Below are 14,004 nucleotides of genomic sequence, written 5' to 3' on the forward strand. Positions count from 1 at the left end.
CTGGAGCCTTCGGCGGCCGGAAACCCAATACCCATATACACCCTTCCTTCCGCAAGATTTATGTCGGGCGGAATGTTGCAGGGTGTATTCCTGTGCGGTACAATAGGCGTAATGTTACGCAATATCAAATTATAGATAAAGGGTGGAAGGACCATATGACGAAGAATCAAATCGGTGTCATCGGCCTTGCCGTAATGGGCAAAAACTTGGCGCTTAATATCGAAAGCCGCGGGTTCGCCGTATCTGTCTACAACCGTTCGCGCGAGAAGACGGATGCGCTTCTGCAAGAGGCGGCAGGCAAGCAGTTGACGGGTACATATACCATTGAAGAATTCGTGGACTCCCTGGCTGTGCCGCGCAAGATCCTGATTATGGTTCAAGCGGGACAAGCTACGGATGCGACGATCGAACAGCTTCTGCCTCATCTGGATCAAGGGGATATTATTATTGACGGCGGGAATGCCCACTTCCCGGACACTCAGCGCCGCAGCAAATATTTAGAAGAAAAAGGCATCCGCTTCATCGGAGCGGGCGTATCCGGCGGGGAAGAAGGCGCGCTCAAGGGGCCTGCGATTATGCCAGGCGGCCAGGAGAGTGCTTACAAGCTGGTAGAGCCGATTCTGACCTCCATCTCGGCCAAGGTGAACGGAGATCCTTGCTGCACGTATATCGGTCCGGACGGAGCGGGCCACTATGTGAAGATGGTTCACAACGGCATCGAGTACGGCGACATGCAGCTGATCTGCGAAGCTTACCATCTGTTGACGACGGTGCTTGGCGTCGATACGAAGGAGCTTCATTCGATCTTCACCGAGTGGAATAACGGGGAGCTTGACAGCTACCTGATTGAGATTACGGCCGACATCTTCTCGAAGTATGATGAAGAGACTGGCAAGCCGATGGTGGACGTCATTCTTGACTCCGCCGGGCAAAAGGGCACGGGCAAATGGACAAGCCAAAGCGCGCTCGATCTTGGCGTGCCGCTGTCGATGATTACGGAATCGGTATTTTCCCGCTTCCTGTCCGCCTTGAAGGAAGAGCGCGTCGCCGCGAGCAAGGTGCTGCAAGGTCCGGCGACCAAGCCGTTCGCGGGCGACAAGGCCGAATTTATCGAGAATGTGCGCAAGGCGCTCTATGCGAGCAAGATCGTATCGTACGCGCAGGGCTTCGCCCAAATGCGCGCCGCATCCGACGAGTTCGGCTGGAACTTGCGTTACGGCGATATCGCCATGATCTTCCGCGGCGGCTGCATCATCCGCTCCCGCTTCCTGCATAACATCAAGGAAGCGTATGACCGGGAGCCGGAGCTGAAAAATCTGCTGCTCGATCCTTATTTCAAAAATATTGTGGAAACCTATCAGGATGCTTGGCGTCAAGTGGTTGCCACGGCTGTCGCTTACGGCGTGCCGGTGCCGGGCTTCGCGAGCGCGCTCGCTTACTTCGACAGCTACCGCACAGAGCGGCTGCCTGCGAACCTGCTTCAAGCCCAGCGCGATTACTTCGGCGCCCATACGTTCAAGCGCGTCGATAAGGAAGGCACCTTCCACTATAACTGGTTGTCCGAATAAGGCATCATAACGCCGGGCCCGCGTGGGCCCGGCGTTATTTACGGATGGCCTTCCTGGTCCAGAAGCCCGTATGTGGCTTCGGCCAAATATTGGCGGATATGTTCCGATTTCTCGCTGAAGCTTGCACCGCGAATGAGAAGCAGGGAGATTTCAGCGAAATAGCGGAAATTTTGCAGAATCCGTTCCGGTCCGAGACGGGCCCAGGCTTCATCCTTCTCGGTAAGCTTGCTTTTGACGACGTTCAATACCCACACGATGTCTTCTCTGCACAGAGGATGCTGCGTGTCCATAATTCGTGCCATACGGGCGGATACGCTGCGCTGTGCGGAATGGGAATCCGGGGAGGGCAAGGTGGACATGCCGATTCACTCCTACGCGGCCTCATCGCTGCCGGCGATGCTTGTACCTTCTTATCAGGCAACAGGCATCGCACCCGCTCAAGGCGCACAACATTCTTATAATCATCATCTTTATGTCGAAGGCGGCGTTTTTATACATGGCGCCATTGTCGAACGGAAGACTCGTATGCTATCATATGGGAAGTTTACGCCAGCAGGACGGGGGATACCAGCATGAGCAACCGCTCGATTGTACTTATCGGATTTATGGGAACCGGCAAATCAACCGTCGGGGCACGGTTGGCCGAACGGTTAAAGCTTCGCTTCCGCGATCTGGACGAGGAGATTGTCTGCCAGACGGGACAGTCGATTCCCGAGATTTTCGCGGCGCGGGGGGAGGCTTATTTCCGGGAACAGGAGGGACGAATTCTCTCTCTGCTGCTGGAAGAGGAGGTTCCTCAGATTATCGCTACCGGCGGCGGGGCCGTCTTGAGGGAAGAGAACCGGAAGCTTATGAAGGAGCAGGCCACCGTGATTCATCTGACGGCAGAGGAGGCGACGATCGTGGAGCGGGTCCGCCAGGACCGCAACCGTCCGCTGCTGCAGGGCGATGTGGAGGAGCGGGTTCGGCGCTTGATGGCGGAGCGCCGCGGGCTGTACGATTTCGCTCATCTGTGCGTGCCGACGGACAGCGAGTCCGTGGAACAATTGTGCGCCCGAATCCTCGCTTATATGGAACGGAATTAGTCCTCGGATTCCAGCTCGGCCCAGGAGAGCATGCCGCCTTCCAGGTTCACGGCATTGTCCCTGCCAAGGTGCTGCACATATTCGCACACACGCTCGCTGCGGTAGCCGCTGCGGCAGATGAAGATGGTCTCTTCTGCCGGATCGATCTCTTGAAGCCGTTCCGGAATCTCGTTCATCGGAATATGCTTGGCGCCGGGAATCATGCCTAGGGCAACTTCCTCATTCTCGCGCACATCGATCATGTTTAACGCTTCGCCGCGCTGCAGCCGGATTTTCAGCTCCGCGGCATCAATCGTCTTGATGGGTGTCATTCGGGAACAAGCATCCTTTCACCATGGGATTTTTTGAGTCGTCCCGGCTCATGGAGCCAGGCGCTCAGTGAATATTATCATTATTATACGTTTAAATTTAAAGGAGTGGAAGCGCATGGACGTTATCGTAAGGCCGACATCCCGGCTGCAAGGTGAAATTCAGGCATTGTCATCCAAAAATTATACGACCCGGTATTTGCTTGCCGCCGGATTGGCGGAAGGGACGAGCACGATATATTATCCGGCCCACAGTGAAGATAGCGATGCCATGCGCCGCTGTCTGCGCGATCTTGGCGCGGTGCTGGAGGAGGACGACGAGAAGCTGGTCATTACGGGCTTCGGACGCCGTCCGCAGCTGGCGGATCCGGCACATGAACTGAATGTGGGCAATGCCGGAGCGGTGCTGCGGTTTTTGATGGCCGTCGCCGCCTTGCTGCCGGAGGTGAATTTCATCAATGCTTATCCGGACTCGCTTGGGAAGCGGCCGCATGACGATCTGATTGCGGCGCTTACGCAGATGGGCGTGGAAGTGTCGCATCGGGAGGGCAAGCTGCCGATCACCATTCGCGGAGGCGAGCCGAAGGGCGGACATATCCGCGTATCGGGAAGCGTCAGCTCGCAGTTCCTTAGCGCTCTGCTCTTCCTCACTCCGCTGCTGAGCGAGGACAGCGTCATCGAGGTCGTGGACGATCTCAAATCCAAGGTTGTCGTCGGCCAGACGCTGGAGGTGCTGGCTCAGGCGGGCATTCGCATCGACGCCCGCGAAGATTTGATGTATTTCCGGGTGCCGGGCAACCAAAGCTATGAAGCGAAGACCTATGTCGTGCAGGGGGATTATCCGGGCTCGGCCGCGGTGCTGGCGGCGGCGGCCGTCGTTCCTTCCGACATCGTCGTCAAAGGCTTGACCGAGGACAGCAAGCAGGGAGAGCGCGCGATTGTCGACGTGCTGCGCATGATGAACGTGCCGCTGGAGCATGCGGACGCGACGGTTCGCATTCAGGGCGGCGGTCCGTTGAAGGCGGTGGAGTTCGACGGAGACGCGGCGACCGATGCCGTGCTCGCGATGGTGGCGGCCGCCGTCTTCGCCGATGGAACCTCGCGCTTCTACAATGTAGAGAACTTGCGGTACAAGGAATGCGACCGCATCACCGACTATGTGGCCGAGCTGCGCAAGGCCGGCGCGGATGTGGAGGAGCGGCAGGCGGAGATTATCGTGCACGGGAAGCCGCAAGGCGTAGCCGGCGGCGTCGAGATCAACGCGCATTACGATCACCGGGTCATTATGGCGCTCACGGTGGTCGGGCTGCGTGCGCAGCAGCCGCTTCGCATTCGCGACGCCCATCATGTCGCCAAATCGTATCCTCGATATTTTGACCATTTGCGGGCATTGGGCGCGCAGGTGGAATGGGTGGAAGGATAATTGCTCCCATCCCGCTTAGGACAGTAAAAGGAGTGTATGCAAATGAGCTATGAGCACCCGCCCCAAGAAGAGATCCGCAAGCTGCTGAACGAGAGCAGCACGATAGCCGTGGTCGGTCTGTCCGATGACCCGACACGGGTATCCTATATGGTCGCCGAAGCGATGCAAAAGAAGGGCTATCGGATCATTCCGGTTAACCCGAAGGCGGACAAGATTCTTGGCGAGACTTGCAACCCCTCGCTGAAGGACGTGCCGGTTCCGATCGATATCGTGAACGTGTTCCGCCGCAGCGAATATTGCGCCGACGTTGCGCGGGAGGCGGCGGAGGTCAAGGCGAAGGCCCTATGGCTGCAGCAGGGGATCGTCAATGAAGAAGCAGCGCGTATCGCCGCGGACAACGGCATGTTCTGTGTCATGGACTTGTGCATCAAAGTGCTGGATTCGATTCTGCTCCCGCATGGGAAGACCGAATCTTAGCCCATACCGGGCAGCGGCGCCGGGGGTTCTCGTCTGATGACGAACGGGAACTCCCGGCTTCTGCCTTTTTTTTCTGTGAAAATCCAAACGCACTCATGAACGATTATCGTCTTTAAAAAGCAGCAATTTTCTGAGAAATGACCATAAGATGCCCGGTCCACCTTCTTTGAAGGGGCCTTGTTTAAAATCGCTATGTTTCGTCAATGCTGTAAGGTTAGTTGATCTGCATGAGTGGTGCTTGTGGTCCACCTTCGATGTAAATTTGTTTGTTCTTCAGCATGTGGTAAGCAATGATAAGTATCTTACGTGAAATGGCAATGCAAGCTTTTTTCTTTCCTCGTCGTGAAGCAATCTTCCAGAACTTTGTTGCCAAGACCGTGTTTCGTGAGCGAGCGATTGCCCAAGACGCTTCGCATAGTGTCACTTTTGCATGAGGATTGCCTTTTACGCTTTTTGTACTTTTTTTTTGCCTGCACTCTCGTGGCTGCCGGGTGCTACGCCAGCCCAAGAGGCAAGGTGATCTGCGGATGGAAATTGCTCCATATCGGCCCCGATTTCTGCAAGGAGTGCTGCAGCTGTTCGTTCGCTAACACCTGGAATGGTCTGAAGCAGTTCGTACTCCGTCCGATAGGGCTCCAAGTGATCGTTAATTTCGGCTTCCAACCGAGCAATGGACTTCTCTAAGTATTCGATATGCTCCCAACAATCTTTAATCAATCGAATTTGATGCGGGGTCATCGTGCCAAAAAGAGAGTCAGTAACTTCACTTTTTTTGTTCTTGATCGAACCCTTGACGCTCGCTTCAACATCTTCCGCGTCAACGTAACCTTTTTCGATTAAGCGTTGCAACAAACTGCGCCCGGATACACCGAATACGTCTGAGATGACACTGCCTAGCTTGACGTTACCTGCTTCAAGATACTTCTGGATTCGGTTTTTCTCCGCTGTTAGGGAGCCGATTCGTTTTTTTCGAAGTCGGCAGAGGTCCCGTAGCTCCCTTAAGTCCTCGGATGGCACAAAGCTGGGCTCAATTAGACCGACTCGAAGCAGCTTCGCGATCCATTCGGCATCACAAACATCCGTCTTGCGGCCAGGAACATTCTTAATGCGCTGCGCATTCGCCAGTACGACGGTGAAGTAGCCTTCAAGGATGTTGTAGACAGGTTTCCAATAGATTCCCGTGCTCTCCATTGCGATGTGTGTAACGCCTTGGGACTCCAGGTACTTAAGCAGTTCGAAAAGATGTTTGGTCATCGTTCCAAAGGTTCGGATCTCGCTGTGGGCCTCCCCCGCAGCATCTGTGGTCATCACACAAACGACGATTGTCTCTTGGTGAACGTCCATTCCAGCACAGCGTTCAAGCAATACTTCCATCTTGGCTTCCCTCCATAACTGAAATACATGACGGCGGATGAATTCGAGCTTGAGCATTTTTCTGTTCGCGGTTCTCTGATTGGGCATACAGAGCCAGCACAGGTTTGTACACAGAACTCATCCTCAACAGTTTATTTGTCGGGGTTACACCACCATTAAAAAGAACGTGTTTCGCGTCATGTAGTAGCAGTATGGGAAATAGGTCCGACCACTAAACCCTCGCTATTTTCATGCTAGGTTTGCGAACGAGAGTTCATGAATGTTTATTTTGACAAAGCTCCGCGAAGCCCTTACCATTCTTGGTAGAAGGAGAGGATGTCCTTGAATCAGTTAGGGATTCTTCAGCAGTTATCGCGGGCGCTTATGCAGCCGCTGATCGCGCTGCCTGCGGCGGCGCTGGCGCTGGCGTTCGGCCATCTTCTGACGGGCGCGGGCTTCCAGGATACGGCCGCGCTGTTCGAGCTGACCGGCCGGACGATTTTTTATGTGCTGCCCTACATTTTCGCGCTCGGGGTTGCGCTTGGCCTGGCCAATAATGCCGGAGTCGCCGCCTTGTCGGCGCTGCTCGGCATCTTTATTTTCCGCCAGCTGCTGAATCAATGGAGCGGCTCGGCCTTCGAGCCGACCGTATTGAACGGCATCATCTTCGGGATATTGGCGGGACTCGTCCATCAACGCTTCAAGGATGTGCGCTTTCCGGAATATTTGCAATTTTTCGGAGGCCAGCGATTTACGGTGCTCCTTACGACCCTGTGCTCGATCGCCCTTTCCTGGGTGATGATTATGCTGGCTCCCTTCATGCAGCAAGGCATACAGTTTTTGGGGCAGGAAATATTAGCTATGGGCGGATTCGGCGTCTTTTTGTATGGCGTTCTGCATCGGCTTCTGGTCGCATTCGGCCTTCATCACCTCCTGAATAATCTGTATTGGTTCCAGGTAGGCACATTTACCGATGCCGAAGGGATGACGTACAGCGGCGATTTGCCCCGTTTTTTTGCGGGAGATCCGGCGGCGGGCGTATATATGGCCGGTCTGTATCCGATTATGATGTTCGCGCTGCCCGCCGTGGCGCTGGCCATTGTCCATGAATCGCGGGAGGACCTGCGCCCCAAGGTGCGCAAGACGTATATGACGGCGGCCTTGGTCTCGCTGTTGACGGGAATTACCGAGCCGATTGAGTTCGCGTTCCTGTTCGCGGCGCCGTACCTGTTCATCGTCCATGCGCTGTTGAGCGGGGCCGCGATGTGGATTACGGCTGAAATTGGCGTGCGGCACGGCTTCTCGTTCTCGGCCGGAGCGATCGATTATGTCGTCAATTTTCACCAGTCGAAGGGAGCGCTGTGGATTATCCCGATCGGCATCGCGTTCGCGCTCATCTATTACGTCGTATTCCGCTTCGCCATCCAGAAGTTCCAGATTCCGACCCCAGGCCGGGTCGAAGGCTCCCTGCTTGACGATATGGCAAGCGACCTGCTGCACCGGGTGCCGCTCATCATGCAGGCGCTCGGCGGAAAGGATAATATTGCCGACATTCAGGCCTGCATTACCCGGCTCAGGCTTCGCGTCAACAATGACAAGCTGGTCGATCGCCATACGCTCCGCAAGCTTGGAGCGGCGGGCGTCATTCGTCTGGGCGGGGGGCATCTGCAGGTCGTCTTCGGCACCTATTCGGAGCTGATCAAGGATGAGATGGTCAAGCGGCTGCAGCGCAACTCGAAGCAAGTCTGGTTTGTCGCTCCGGTGCAAGGGAAGATGATCCCGATTGAAGAAGTGCCGGATCGCATTTTCGCGCAAAAGCTTGTCGGACAAGGAGTCGCCTTCTTGCCCGACAAAGGCGAGCTCGTCTCGCCCGTACATGGCCGAGTGCGCCATGTCTATCCTACTATGCACGCGCTAGGCATCGAGACGCCGGAAGGGTTGGAAGTCCTCCTTCACATCGGAATCGAGACGTCATCGTTGAATGGCGCCGGTTTTCAGGCAGTTGTACAGGAAGGTGATGAAGTGAGACCGGGACAGCTTATGATTAAATTCGACTACAACGAAGTGAAGAAGCGCTGCGCATCGGTGGCGACCCCGATGGTCATTACGAATTCGGATGCGGTCGCTTCCTGGAGCTTCGCGCCGTTCGCGGCGGTCAAAAGGGGGCAGACTTCCGTCATGTCGGTGGTCCTGAAGGAGCATGCTAACGGGGGTGGTAGACGATGACGCAGAAGGTGCAGGGAATCGGGGCTTCCAGCGGGATCGCCATCGGCAAGGCGTTCGTGCTTCCGACATGGGAATGGGACGTGCCTGAGGAAAAGATGGATCCGTCCGATCTGGCCCGCGAATTCGAGCGGCTGTATGAAGGGATCCGTTCGTCGAAGGATGAGATCGAGTTCATTAAGAGCGAGATTCGCGAGATGGTCGGAAATGAAGAGTCCTCCATATTTGACGCGCATCTGGCCATATTGGACGATCCGATTTTTATGAATGAGATTCAAGGCATCATCCAGCGGCAGTACAAGGCGGCCGAAGTGGCGGTCAAGGAGGCAATCGATCACTTCGTCACGATGTTCGACTTGCTGGACGATGAATATATGAAGGAGCGGGCGCTGGATATCAAGGATGTCGGCAACCGCCTGCTCAAGCATTTGCTGGGCGCGCCGGAGATAACGCTGCCGACCGACACGCAGCCGTATATTCTGGTCGCGAAGGAGCTGTCGCCGTCGCAGCTCGTCCATCTCAATCCGAAAAATGTGCTCGGGATCGTCATGCTGTTGGGGGGAAAGACGTCCCATTCGGCGATTATGGCCCGGGCGCTCGGCATTCCGCTCGTGCTCGGACTGGAGGGCAAAATTACAAGGCCGGTCCAGACCGGCGATCTGGTCATCGTGGACGGGGAGCATGGCATCGTCCATATCGAGCCGCCGGAGCAGGTCGTGAAGCAGTACGAGGCCCGGCATGAAGCGTATGCGCGGGAGATGGACGAGCTGAAGAAGCTGGTCAAGCTTCCTGCCGTCACTCAGGATGGCCTGACCATCAGCTTGTCGGCCAATATCAGCTCCACGCGCGAGCTGGAGATCGCCGATCAGAACGGGGCAGAGGGCGTCGGGCTGTTCCGGACGGAATTCATGTATATGGATCGTTCGTATCCGCCGTCCGAAGCCGAGCAATTGACGGTCTACCGGGATGCGGCCGAGCATTACAAAGACTCGCAGGTCATTATCCGCACGCTCGATATCGGCGGCGACAAGCCGATGGAATATTTGAATCTTCCGGAAGAGGATAATCCGTTCCTCGGCTACCGGGCGATTCGCATCTGCCTCGACCAGCAGGAGCTGTTCAAGTCTCAGCTCCGCGCCATTCTCCGGGCGAGCGCGTCAGGACCGATCGCGATTATGATCCCGATGATCTCGTCCGTGGAGGAGATTATCGCGGCCAAGGCGGTGCTGGAAGAGGCGAAGGCGGAGCTGCGGGACGAAGGGCTGCCATTTGACGAGAAGCTGCCTGTAGGCATTATGATAGAGGTTCCGGCTGCGGCCCTGATCGCCGATCGCCTGGCGGAAGAGGTGGACTTCTTCAGCATCGGCACGAACGATCTGGTGCAGTATACCCTTGCCGTCGACCGGATGAACGAACAGATTGCGCATATGTATGATCCGTTCCATCCGGCGGTGCTGCGTCTCATCCGCCATACGATCGAGGCGGCCAAGGCGCGCGGCATCGGCATCAGCGTCTGCGGCGAGATGGCGGGGGACACGCGGGCGGTGCCGCTCTGGATCGCGCTGGGCGTCACCAAGCTGAGCATGTCCTCGCGCTTCATTCCGCGGGTGAAGGCGGCGATCCACCGCGCGACCCGAACCGGGAGCGAGCAGCTGGCGGAACGCATTTTCGCGGCCCGCTCCAAGGCCGAGATCGATGAGCTGATCGAACGGCATTTTACGTCGTGACCTCAATTCGGTAAGGCCTCCCGGCCTCTTCCTATGGAGAGGATCTGTCTCCAAACCAGAACAGGCATGGTCCCCGGATAACGGGGCCATGCCTGAGATTGAAGACAAACTCCGGCGAAATACTGCAACCGAGGGCGTACCTTTCATTTTTATCCACATTTACAAATTAGGAGATGGGCGGCCGGTTTTCCATGTCCCGCAAATCATCCGGATTCGGAGAGATCCGCATGAACCCCGCCAAAATTCGGTGGTACGGTTACAACGGGAGCCGTAGCGGAGCGGCCAGTTCGGCGTGAAGCACCTTCTCGATATAGTCATGCGGATAGAAATGAAGCGGAATGAAGTCCGGCAAAGACGGTGCTGCGGAGAACCCAAATAATTCAGCATTCAACCGCAGCGAGCCAATGGCGATGATCCGCCCGGGCGCGCCGATGCGCAGACGCTCCAAGACGCCGTTCAAGGTCTGATAGGCTCGGTTCGCCAATACGTCTTTCTATATTCTTCTGTCGTTCCCGGCCAGAACGTCTGAAGCTCCGGGTCATTCACTCCGCCTAAGCTGCAGTATCACCCACCACTCTCGTTCCTTGCTCCACAAAAGCTGCAACATTTCTCGCACCACTGATTATCTTACTCTACCAATCCTGCAAGAATGCAGCAATTCTATTGACACGAGGTTGCGAAAAATAGGATTGCTGCAAAAATACAGCAATTCCTCTACGGCAAGGCGTAGAGAGCGTTTAAAGTGGCGAAATGCTGCAGTTTTCAGAGTGTTGAGAAAGTCTATGTTAATTACCCATTCACCGCGTTAATTTGGTATAATGTTCTTATCATAATCCATGGAAAGCGCGGTGTTTGTATGCTTTACACGAATGATCCCAACCCACAACTGGACTATGAACTGGTTTGTCTTGAGCATATGGTTGCCCCTGATCACTTGCTTCGTCATATCGATAAACATATTGATTTTACCTTTATTTTGGACCTTGTGCGTCCTTACTACAGCGAGTCGAACGGCCGACCATCTGTGGATCCCATTGTGTTCTTTAAAATGCTGCTGATCGGCTACTTGTATAACATTCGCTCAGAGCGAGAACTGGAGCGAGTCGTCAACGATTCCCTGGCTTTTCGGTGGTTCTTACGGCTCGGGCTTTCCGGCAAAGCGCCTGACCATTCGATCTTTAGCTGGAACCGGAAAAATCGGTTTAAGGATACTACCGTCTTCCAAGATATCTTCGATAATATCGTTCAGCAGGCGATTCAGCACAACATGGTGGGAGGGCGGCTGCTCTTTACCGACTCCACGCATATCAAGGCAAATGCCAATAACGGACGGTACGAGAAACGAGAAGTCACTTGTACGCCTTATGAATATCTCCAAGAGCTGGAGCAAGCCGTGAATGAGGATCGGGTCGCTTTTGGAAAAAAGCCACTGCCTCCCAAAGAGGAGGCCGAAACCAAGGAACAAAAAGTTAGCTTAACAGATCCGGATAGCGGAAACCTGAATCGGGATGGAAAACCGGAAGGGTTTCATTATTTAGATCACCGCACCGTAGATCATAAATACAACGTGATTACGGACTGCTACGTTACGCCTGGAAATGTGAATGATTCGGTTGTTTATGTGGATCGTCTACTACATCAAATAGAGAAGTTTGGCTGGGAAAAGTCGCTGGAGGCCGTTGCACTCGACTCTGGTTACATGACGGCCTATGTTTGTTACCGTACGAACAAATTAAACATCACGGCAGTTATTCCAGAGCGTTCGACCCGTGAACACGGTGTATTTCCCAAAGAGAAATTTCATTATGATGCAGAAAAGAATGTTTTTATCTGTCCAAACCAGCAAGAACTCACGTACCGCACCACAACACGAAAAGGATTCAGAGATTATAAATCCGATCCCAAACAATGCGCTGCCTGTCCATTATTGAGCAAGTGTAACGAGAACAAAAATAAACAACGCACCATACAACGGCATATCTGGGAAGAACACAAAGAGAAAGTAGTTCAAAACTTCCAGAGTGAGAGCGGAAAAGCCGTTTATGCCCTACGCGCCCAAACCATTGAGCGAAGTTTCGCGGATGCCAAAGTGCTCCATGGACTTCGCTATTGCCGGTTTCGGGGAAGAGACAAGGTGCAGGAGCAAGTGCTAATGACAGCCACTGCACAGAACATAAAAAAGATAGCCACACATCTCGCCAGAAGGGTGGGGTAAAGCAAAGACCCCATCCCCCCTCCATTCTCTCTCACCAAACACCACTTTTTCCCAGCAAAATGATATTACAATGATATTACTTCGTAAAAAACAGGGGTTTTCCAACAGCCTGAAAAGTACATGATGTTCATCGATTTTTGTCTTTTATCGATTGGATAGTCAGAAATTGATGCTGTTTTGCAGGATTCCCTGTAACGGAGTACACGTCATAAAGGAAAAGTGTAGTTTTGCAGTTTTTCGGCGAGTCGAGCTTTGAGAATCAAGGGGGGCTGTCTCACTGTAGTGAAATACTACTTTTGGGACACCCCTTTTTTCTTTACTGCGAATCTCGGAAAAAAACTCCGTTTCTGTCTGCATTTGTAGAAGCATGTCAGATTTTTTCTGGTATAATGTTGAAAAAGAAGTTTCTCCCTATATATTTTGTATATGGCATCATAACGGCGATAGGTGAGGAGAGATAAGATGAGACGACTGCAGGCGGGGATGTGGGGACCATTTGCGGCCAAGCGTTGGCACGAGCCGGCGCGCGGGCCGATTAACGGCATGGAGGTCTGCATGCTGCGTGATGAGCAGGAAGTGCAAGCGGTTCAGGATTTCTGCGCCCGCCATCAGCTTCACTATGGCGTGCATGGGCCCATCCTCGATTCCCTTGGCTATCCATTGCCGAAGCTGAACGCGGTCTGCCCGGAGGAGCGGGCGGAGGCGATGGCGCGGATGGAGGCGGAGGTTGAACTGGCTTCCCGATACGGCGCGGCTTGATGTATCGAAGCGGGTGTTCCCCGAAGAAGGGAACTTCCACCATCATTTGCCGGTGCTGCCTGAGCAGAATGGCGACGGCCGTTACGGTGAAGCCTTTGGGTATTTGGAAGCGCTGGCAAGCCGCAATCCTGCGTTCCATGTGACCTTCGAGCATCGGGCCGAACTGGCGAGCATGGAGGAGTTGGACGCAATCTATGAGCGGGTCGCGCTTTTGCTGTCGCGTACGACGGGGCATACTGACACCCCCTGTCGGAATATAATGCGAATATGAAGGGCCATTTGGTAGAGGGAGATGTCGAAGAAGAGATCTGCGGAAGTCTGCTGGCCGTCGTGTTGAATCTGATCGGGGAGTTGTGGATCGGCCCTTTTCGCAGGAGCGGTTATTATGGCAAACAGACAGCGCATCTGAGCAAGCCTGCCTACGTGGTGTTCTTGCTTGCCGTGGTGCTGTCGATTATTGGGGTTGCGCTGCTGTATGCGCCGTAACCTGGAATGGATACATCATTATGAATAGGGAGAAGTAGTCTATGTGGGCGACCAATGCAAGTTGGGTATGGCTAAGCTTTTATTCGGTGTTCGGGATTAGTCTGGCGGCCAGTGCCTTCAGCCTGATCATCCGCAAAAGGGTCGGGATATCGCTGGCGCATATCGTCATTTTGGTGACGGGATTTACGGTATTCTTCCTGAATGCGATGGGCCGAGGCGAAGGCATGACAGAGCTGCATTATTTCTGGAATGGTCTGAAGGAAGGCGCGTTATGGGCGATCTATGTGCTGATCAGCGCCCTTTTCTCGATCTATTGGTGGTATGGGTTTATCTCCTCCTATCGGGACAAGGGGTAGCGTCTGGGCGTGAATCGATCGCCG

14 protein-coding genes and 1 pseudogene are annotated in these 14,004 nt (G+C 54.5%); 11 read left to right on the plus strand and 4 right to left on the minus strand.

From position 1 onward, the window contains the following. The first annotated feature begins 155 nt into the window (after positions 1-155). On the plus strand, positions 156-1,568 hold the full coding sequence (gene gndA, locus OCY70_RS12465) for an NADP-dependent phosphogluconate dehydrogenase (RefSeq protein WP_213431235.1): 1,413 nt from the start codon (positions 156-158) through the stop codon (positions 1,566-1,568). 38 nt (positions 1,569-1,606) lie between these two features. Here gndA and OCY70_RS12470 read toward each other — a convergent pair whose 3' ends face one another. Beyond that, positions 1,607-1,927, minus strand: coding sequence for a methyltransferase (locus tag OCY70_RS12470; protein ID WP_213431236.1), 321 nt, complete (start codon positions 1,925-1,927; stop codon positions 1,607-1,609). A gap of 213 nt (positions 1,928-2,140) precedes the next feature. Between OCY70_RS12470 and OCY70_RS12475 the strand changes: the two genes are divergently transcribed. Further along, on the plus strand, positions 2,141-2,653 hold the full coding sequence (locus OCY70_RS12475) for a shikimate kinase (RefSeq protein WP_213431237.1): 513 nt from the start codon (positions 2,141-2,143) through the stop codon (positions 2,651-2,653). Here OCY70_RS12475 and OCY70_RS12480 read toward each other — a convergent pair. Further along, positions 2,650-2,964, minus strand: a complete 315-nt coding sequence (locus tag OCY70_RS12480; RefSeq protein WP_213431238.1) for a rhodanese-like domain-containing protein — start codon at positions 2,962-2,964, stop codon at positions 2,650-2,652. The genes OCY70_RS12475 and OCY70_RS12480 overlap by 4 nt on opposite strands. A gap of 115 nt (positions 2,965-3,079) precedes the next feature. Between OCY70_RS12480 and aroA the strand changes: the two genes are divergently transcribed. Both aroA and OCY70_RS12490 read left to right on the plus strand, forming a co-directional pair. Beyond that, a complete protein-coding gene (gene aroA, locus OCY70_RS12485; RefSeq protein ID WP_213431239.1) occupies positions 3,080-4,384 on the plus strand; it encodes a 3-phosphoshikimate 1-carboxyvinyltransferase in 1,305 nt (434 codons plus the stop codon). 42 nt (positions 4,385-4,426) lie between these two features. Continuing rightward, a complete protein-coding gene (locus tag OCY70_RS12490; RefSeq protein WP_213431240.1) occupies positions 4,427-4,861 on the plus strand; it encodes a CoA-binding protein in 435 nt (144 codons plus the stop codon). Positions 4,862-5,075: 214 nt separating this feature from the next. On the opposite strand, the pseudogene OCY70_RS12495 reads toward OCY70_RS12490, so the two are convergent. Beyond that, positions 5,076-6,235, minus strand: a pseudogene (locus OCY70_RS12495) (IS110 family transposase). A 315-nt stretch (positions 6,236-6,550) separates the two neighbouring features. Between OCY70_RS12495 and OCY70_RS12500 the strand changes: the two are divergent. Both OCY70_RS12500 and ptsP read left to right on the plus strand, forming a co-directional pair. Beyond that, positions 6,551-8,440: a glucose PTS transporter subunit IIA gene (locus OCY70_RS12500; RefSeq protein ID WP_213431304.1), complete on the plus strand. Its 1,890-nt coding sequence runs from the start codon at positions 6,551-6,553 to the stop codon at positions 8,438-8,440. Beyond that, entirely contained in the window at positions 8,437-10,164 is a 1,728-nt protein-coding gene (ptsP, locus tag OCY70_RS12505) for a phosphoenolpyruvate--protein phosphotransferase (RefSeq protein WP_213431305.1), read from the plus strand. Before OCY70_RS12500 ends, ptsP begins: the two co-directional genes overlap by 4 nt. Positions 10,165-10,420: 256 nt before the next feature. Here ptsP and OCY70_RS12510 read toward each other — a convergent pair whose 3' ends face one another. After that, positions 10,421-10,648 (minus strand): hypothetical protein, encoded by a 228-nt coding sequence (locus OCY70_RS12510; protein WP_213431306.1) that lies wholly within the window; start codon positions 10,646-10,648, stop codon positions 10,421-10,423. Between the two features lie 372 nt (positions 10,649-11,020). Here OCY70_RS12510 and OCY70_RS12515 point away from each other — a divergent pair, with 372 nt between their 5' ends. The 5 genes from OCY70_RS12515 to OCY70_RS12535 all read left to right on the plus strand — a co-directional run bounded on the left by OCY70_RS12515 (position 11,021) and on the right by OCY70_RS12535 (position 13,980). Beyond that, a complete protein-coding gene (locus tag OCY70_RS12515) occupies positions 11,021-12,379 on the plus strand; it encodes an IS1182 family transposase (RefSeq protein ID WP_261944512.1) in 1,359 nt (452 codons plus the stop codon). Positions 12,380-12,841: 462 nt separating this feature from the next. Continuing rightward, positions 12,842-13,138 (plus strand): hypothetical protein, encoded by a 297-nt coding sequence (locus OCY70_RS12520; protein ID WP_249725639.1) that lies wholly within the window; start codon positions 12,842-12,844, stop codon positions 13,136-13,138. Further along, positions 13,107-13,409 carry a hypothetical protein gene (locus OCY70_RS12525; RefSeq protein ID WP_249725640.1) on the plus strand — a complete coding sequence of 101 codons (303 nt, stop codon included), beginning with the start codon at positions 13,107-13,109 and terminating at the stop codon, positions 13,407-13,409. The genes OCY70_RS12520 and OCY70_RS12525 overlap by 32 nt, the downstream gene beginning before the upstream one ends. Positions 13,410-13,417: 8 nt before the next feature. After that, a complete protein-coding gene (locus OCY70_RS12530; RefSeq protein WP_213431175.1) occupies positions 13,418-13,624 on the plus strand; it encodes a hypothetical protein in 207 nt (68 codons plus the stop codon). 41 nt (positions 13,625-13,665) lie between these two features. Continuing rightward, on the plus strand, positions 13,666-13,980 hold the full coding sequence (locus OCY70_RS12535; protein ID WP_213431176.1) for a hypothetical protein: 315 nt from the start codon (positions 13,666-13,668) through the stop codon (positions 13,978-13,980). Positions 13,981-14,004 lie beyond the last annotated feature (24 nt).

Origin of the sequence: Paenibacillus melissococcoides, from assembly GCA_944800085.1 — a bacterium.
GTDB classification, from domain to species: domain Bacteria; phylum Bacillota; class Bacilli; order Paenibacillales; family Paenibacillaceae; genus Paenibacillus_B; species Paenibacillus_B melissococcoides.

Excerpts from the sequence above, each read along its gene's own strand:
- gndA (WP_213431235.1), top strand. The coding sequence starts at position 156 with ATGACGAAGAATCAAATCGGTGTCATCGGCCTTGCCGTAATGGGCAAA.
- OCY70_RS12470 (WP_213431236.1), bottom strand. The coding sequence starts at position 1,927 with ATGTCCACCTTGCCCTCCCCGGATTCCCATTCCGCACAGCGCAGCGTA.
- OCY70_RS12475 (WP_213431237.1), top strand. The coding sequence starts at position 2,141 with ATGAGCAACCGCTCGATTGTACTTATCGGATTTATGGGAACCGGCAAA.
- OCY70_RS12480 (WP_213431238.1), bottom strand. The coding sequence starts at position 2,964 with ATGACACCCATCAAGACGATTGATGCCGCGGAGCTGAAAATCCGGCTG.
- aroA (WP_213431239.1), top strand. The coding sequence starts at position 3,080 with ATGGACGTTATCGTAAGGCCGACATCCCGGCTGCAAGGTGAAATTCAG.
- OCY70_RS12490 (WP_213431240.1), top strand. The coding sequence starts at position 4,427 with ATGAGCTATGAGCACCCGCCCCAAGAAGAGATCCGCAAGCTGCTGAAC.
- OCY70_RS12500 (WP_213431304.1), top strand. The coding sequence starts at position 6,551 with ATGTCCTTGAATCAGTTAGGGATTCTTCAGCAGTTATCGCGGGCGCTT.
- ptsP (WP_213431305.1), top strand. The coding sequence starts at position 8,437 with ATGACGCAGAAGGTGCAGGGAATCGGGGCTTCCAGCGGGATCGCCATC.
- OCY70_RS12515 (WP_261944512.1), top strand. The coding sequence starts at position 11,021 with ATGCTTTACACGAATGATCCCAACCCACAACTGGACTATGAACTGGTT.
- OCY70_RS12520 (WP_249725639.1), top strand. The coding sequence starts at position 12,842 with ATGAGACGACTGCAGGCGGGGATGTGGGGACCATTTGCGGCCAAGCGT.
- OCY70_RS12535 (WP_213431176.1), top strand. The coding sequence starts at position 13,666 with ATGTGGGCGACCAATGCAAGTTGGGTATGGCTAAGCTTTTATTCGGTG.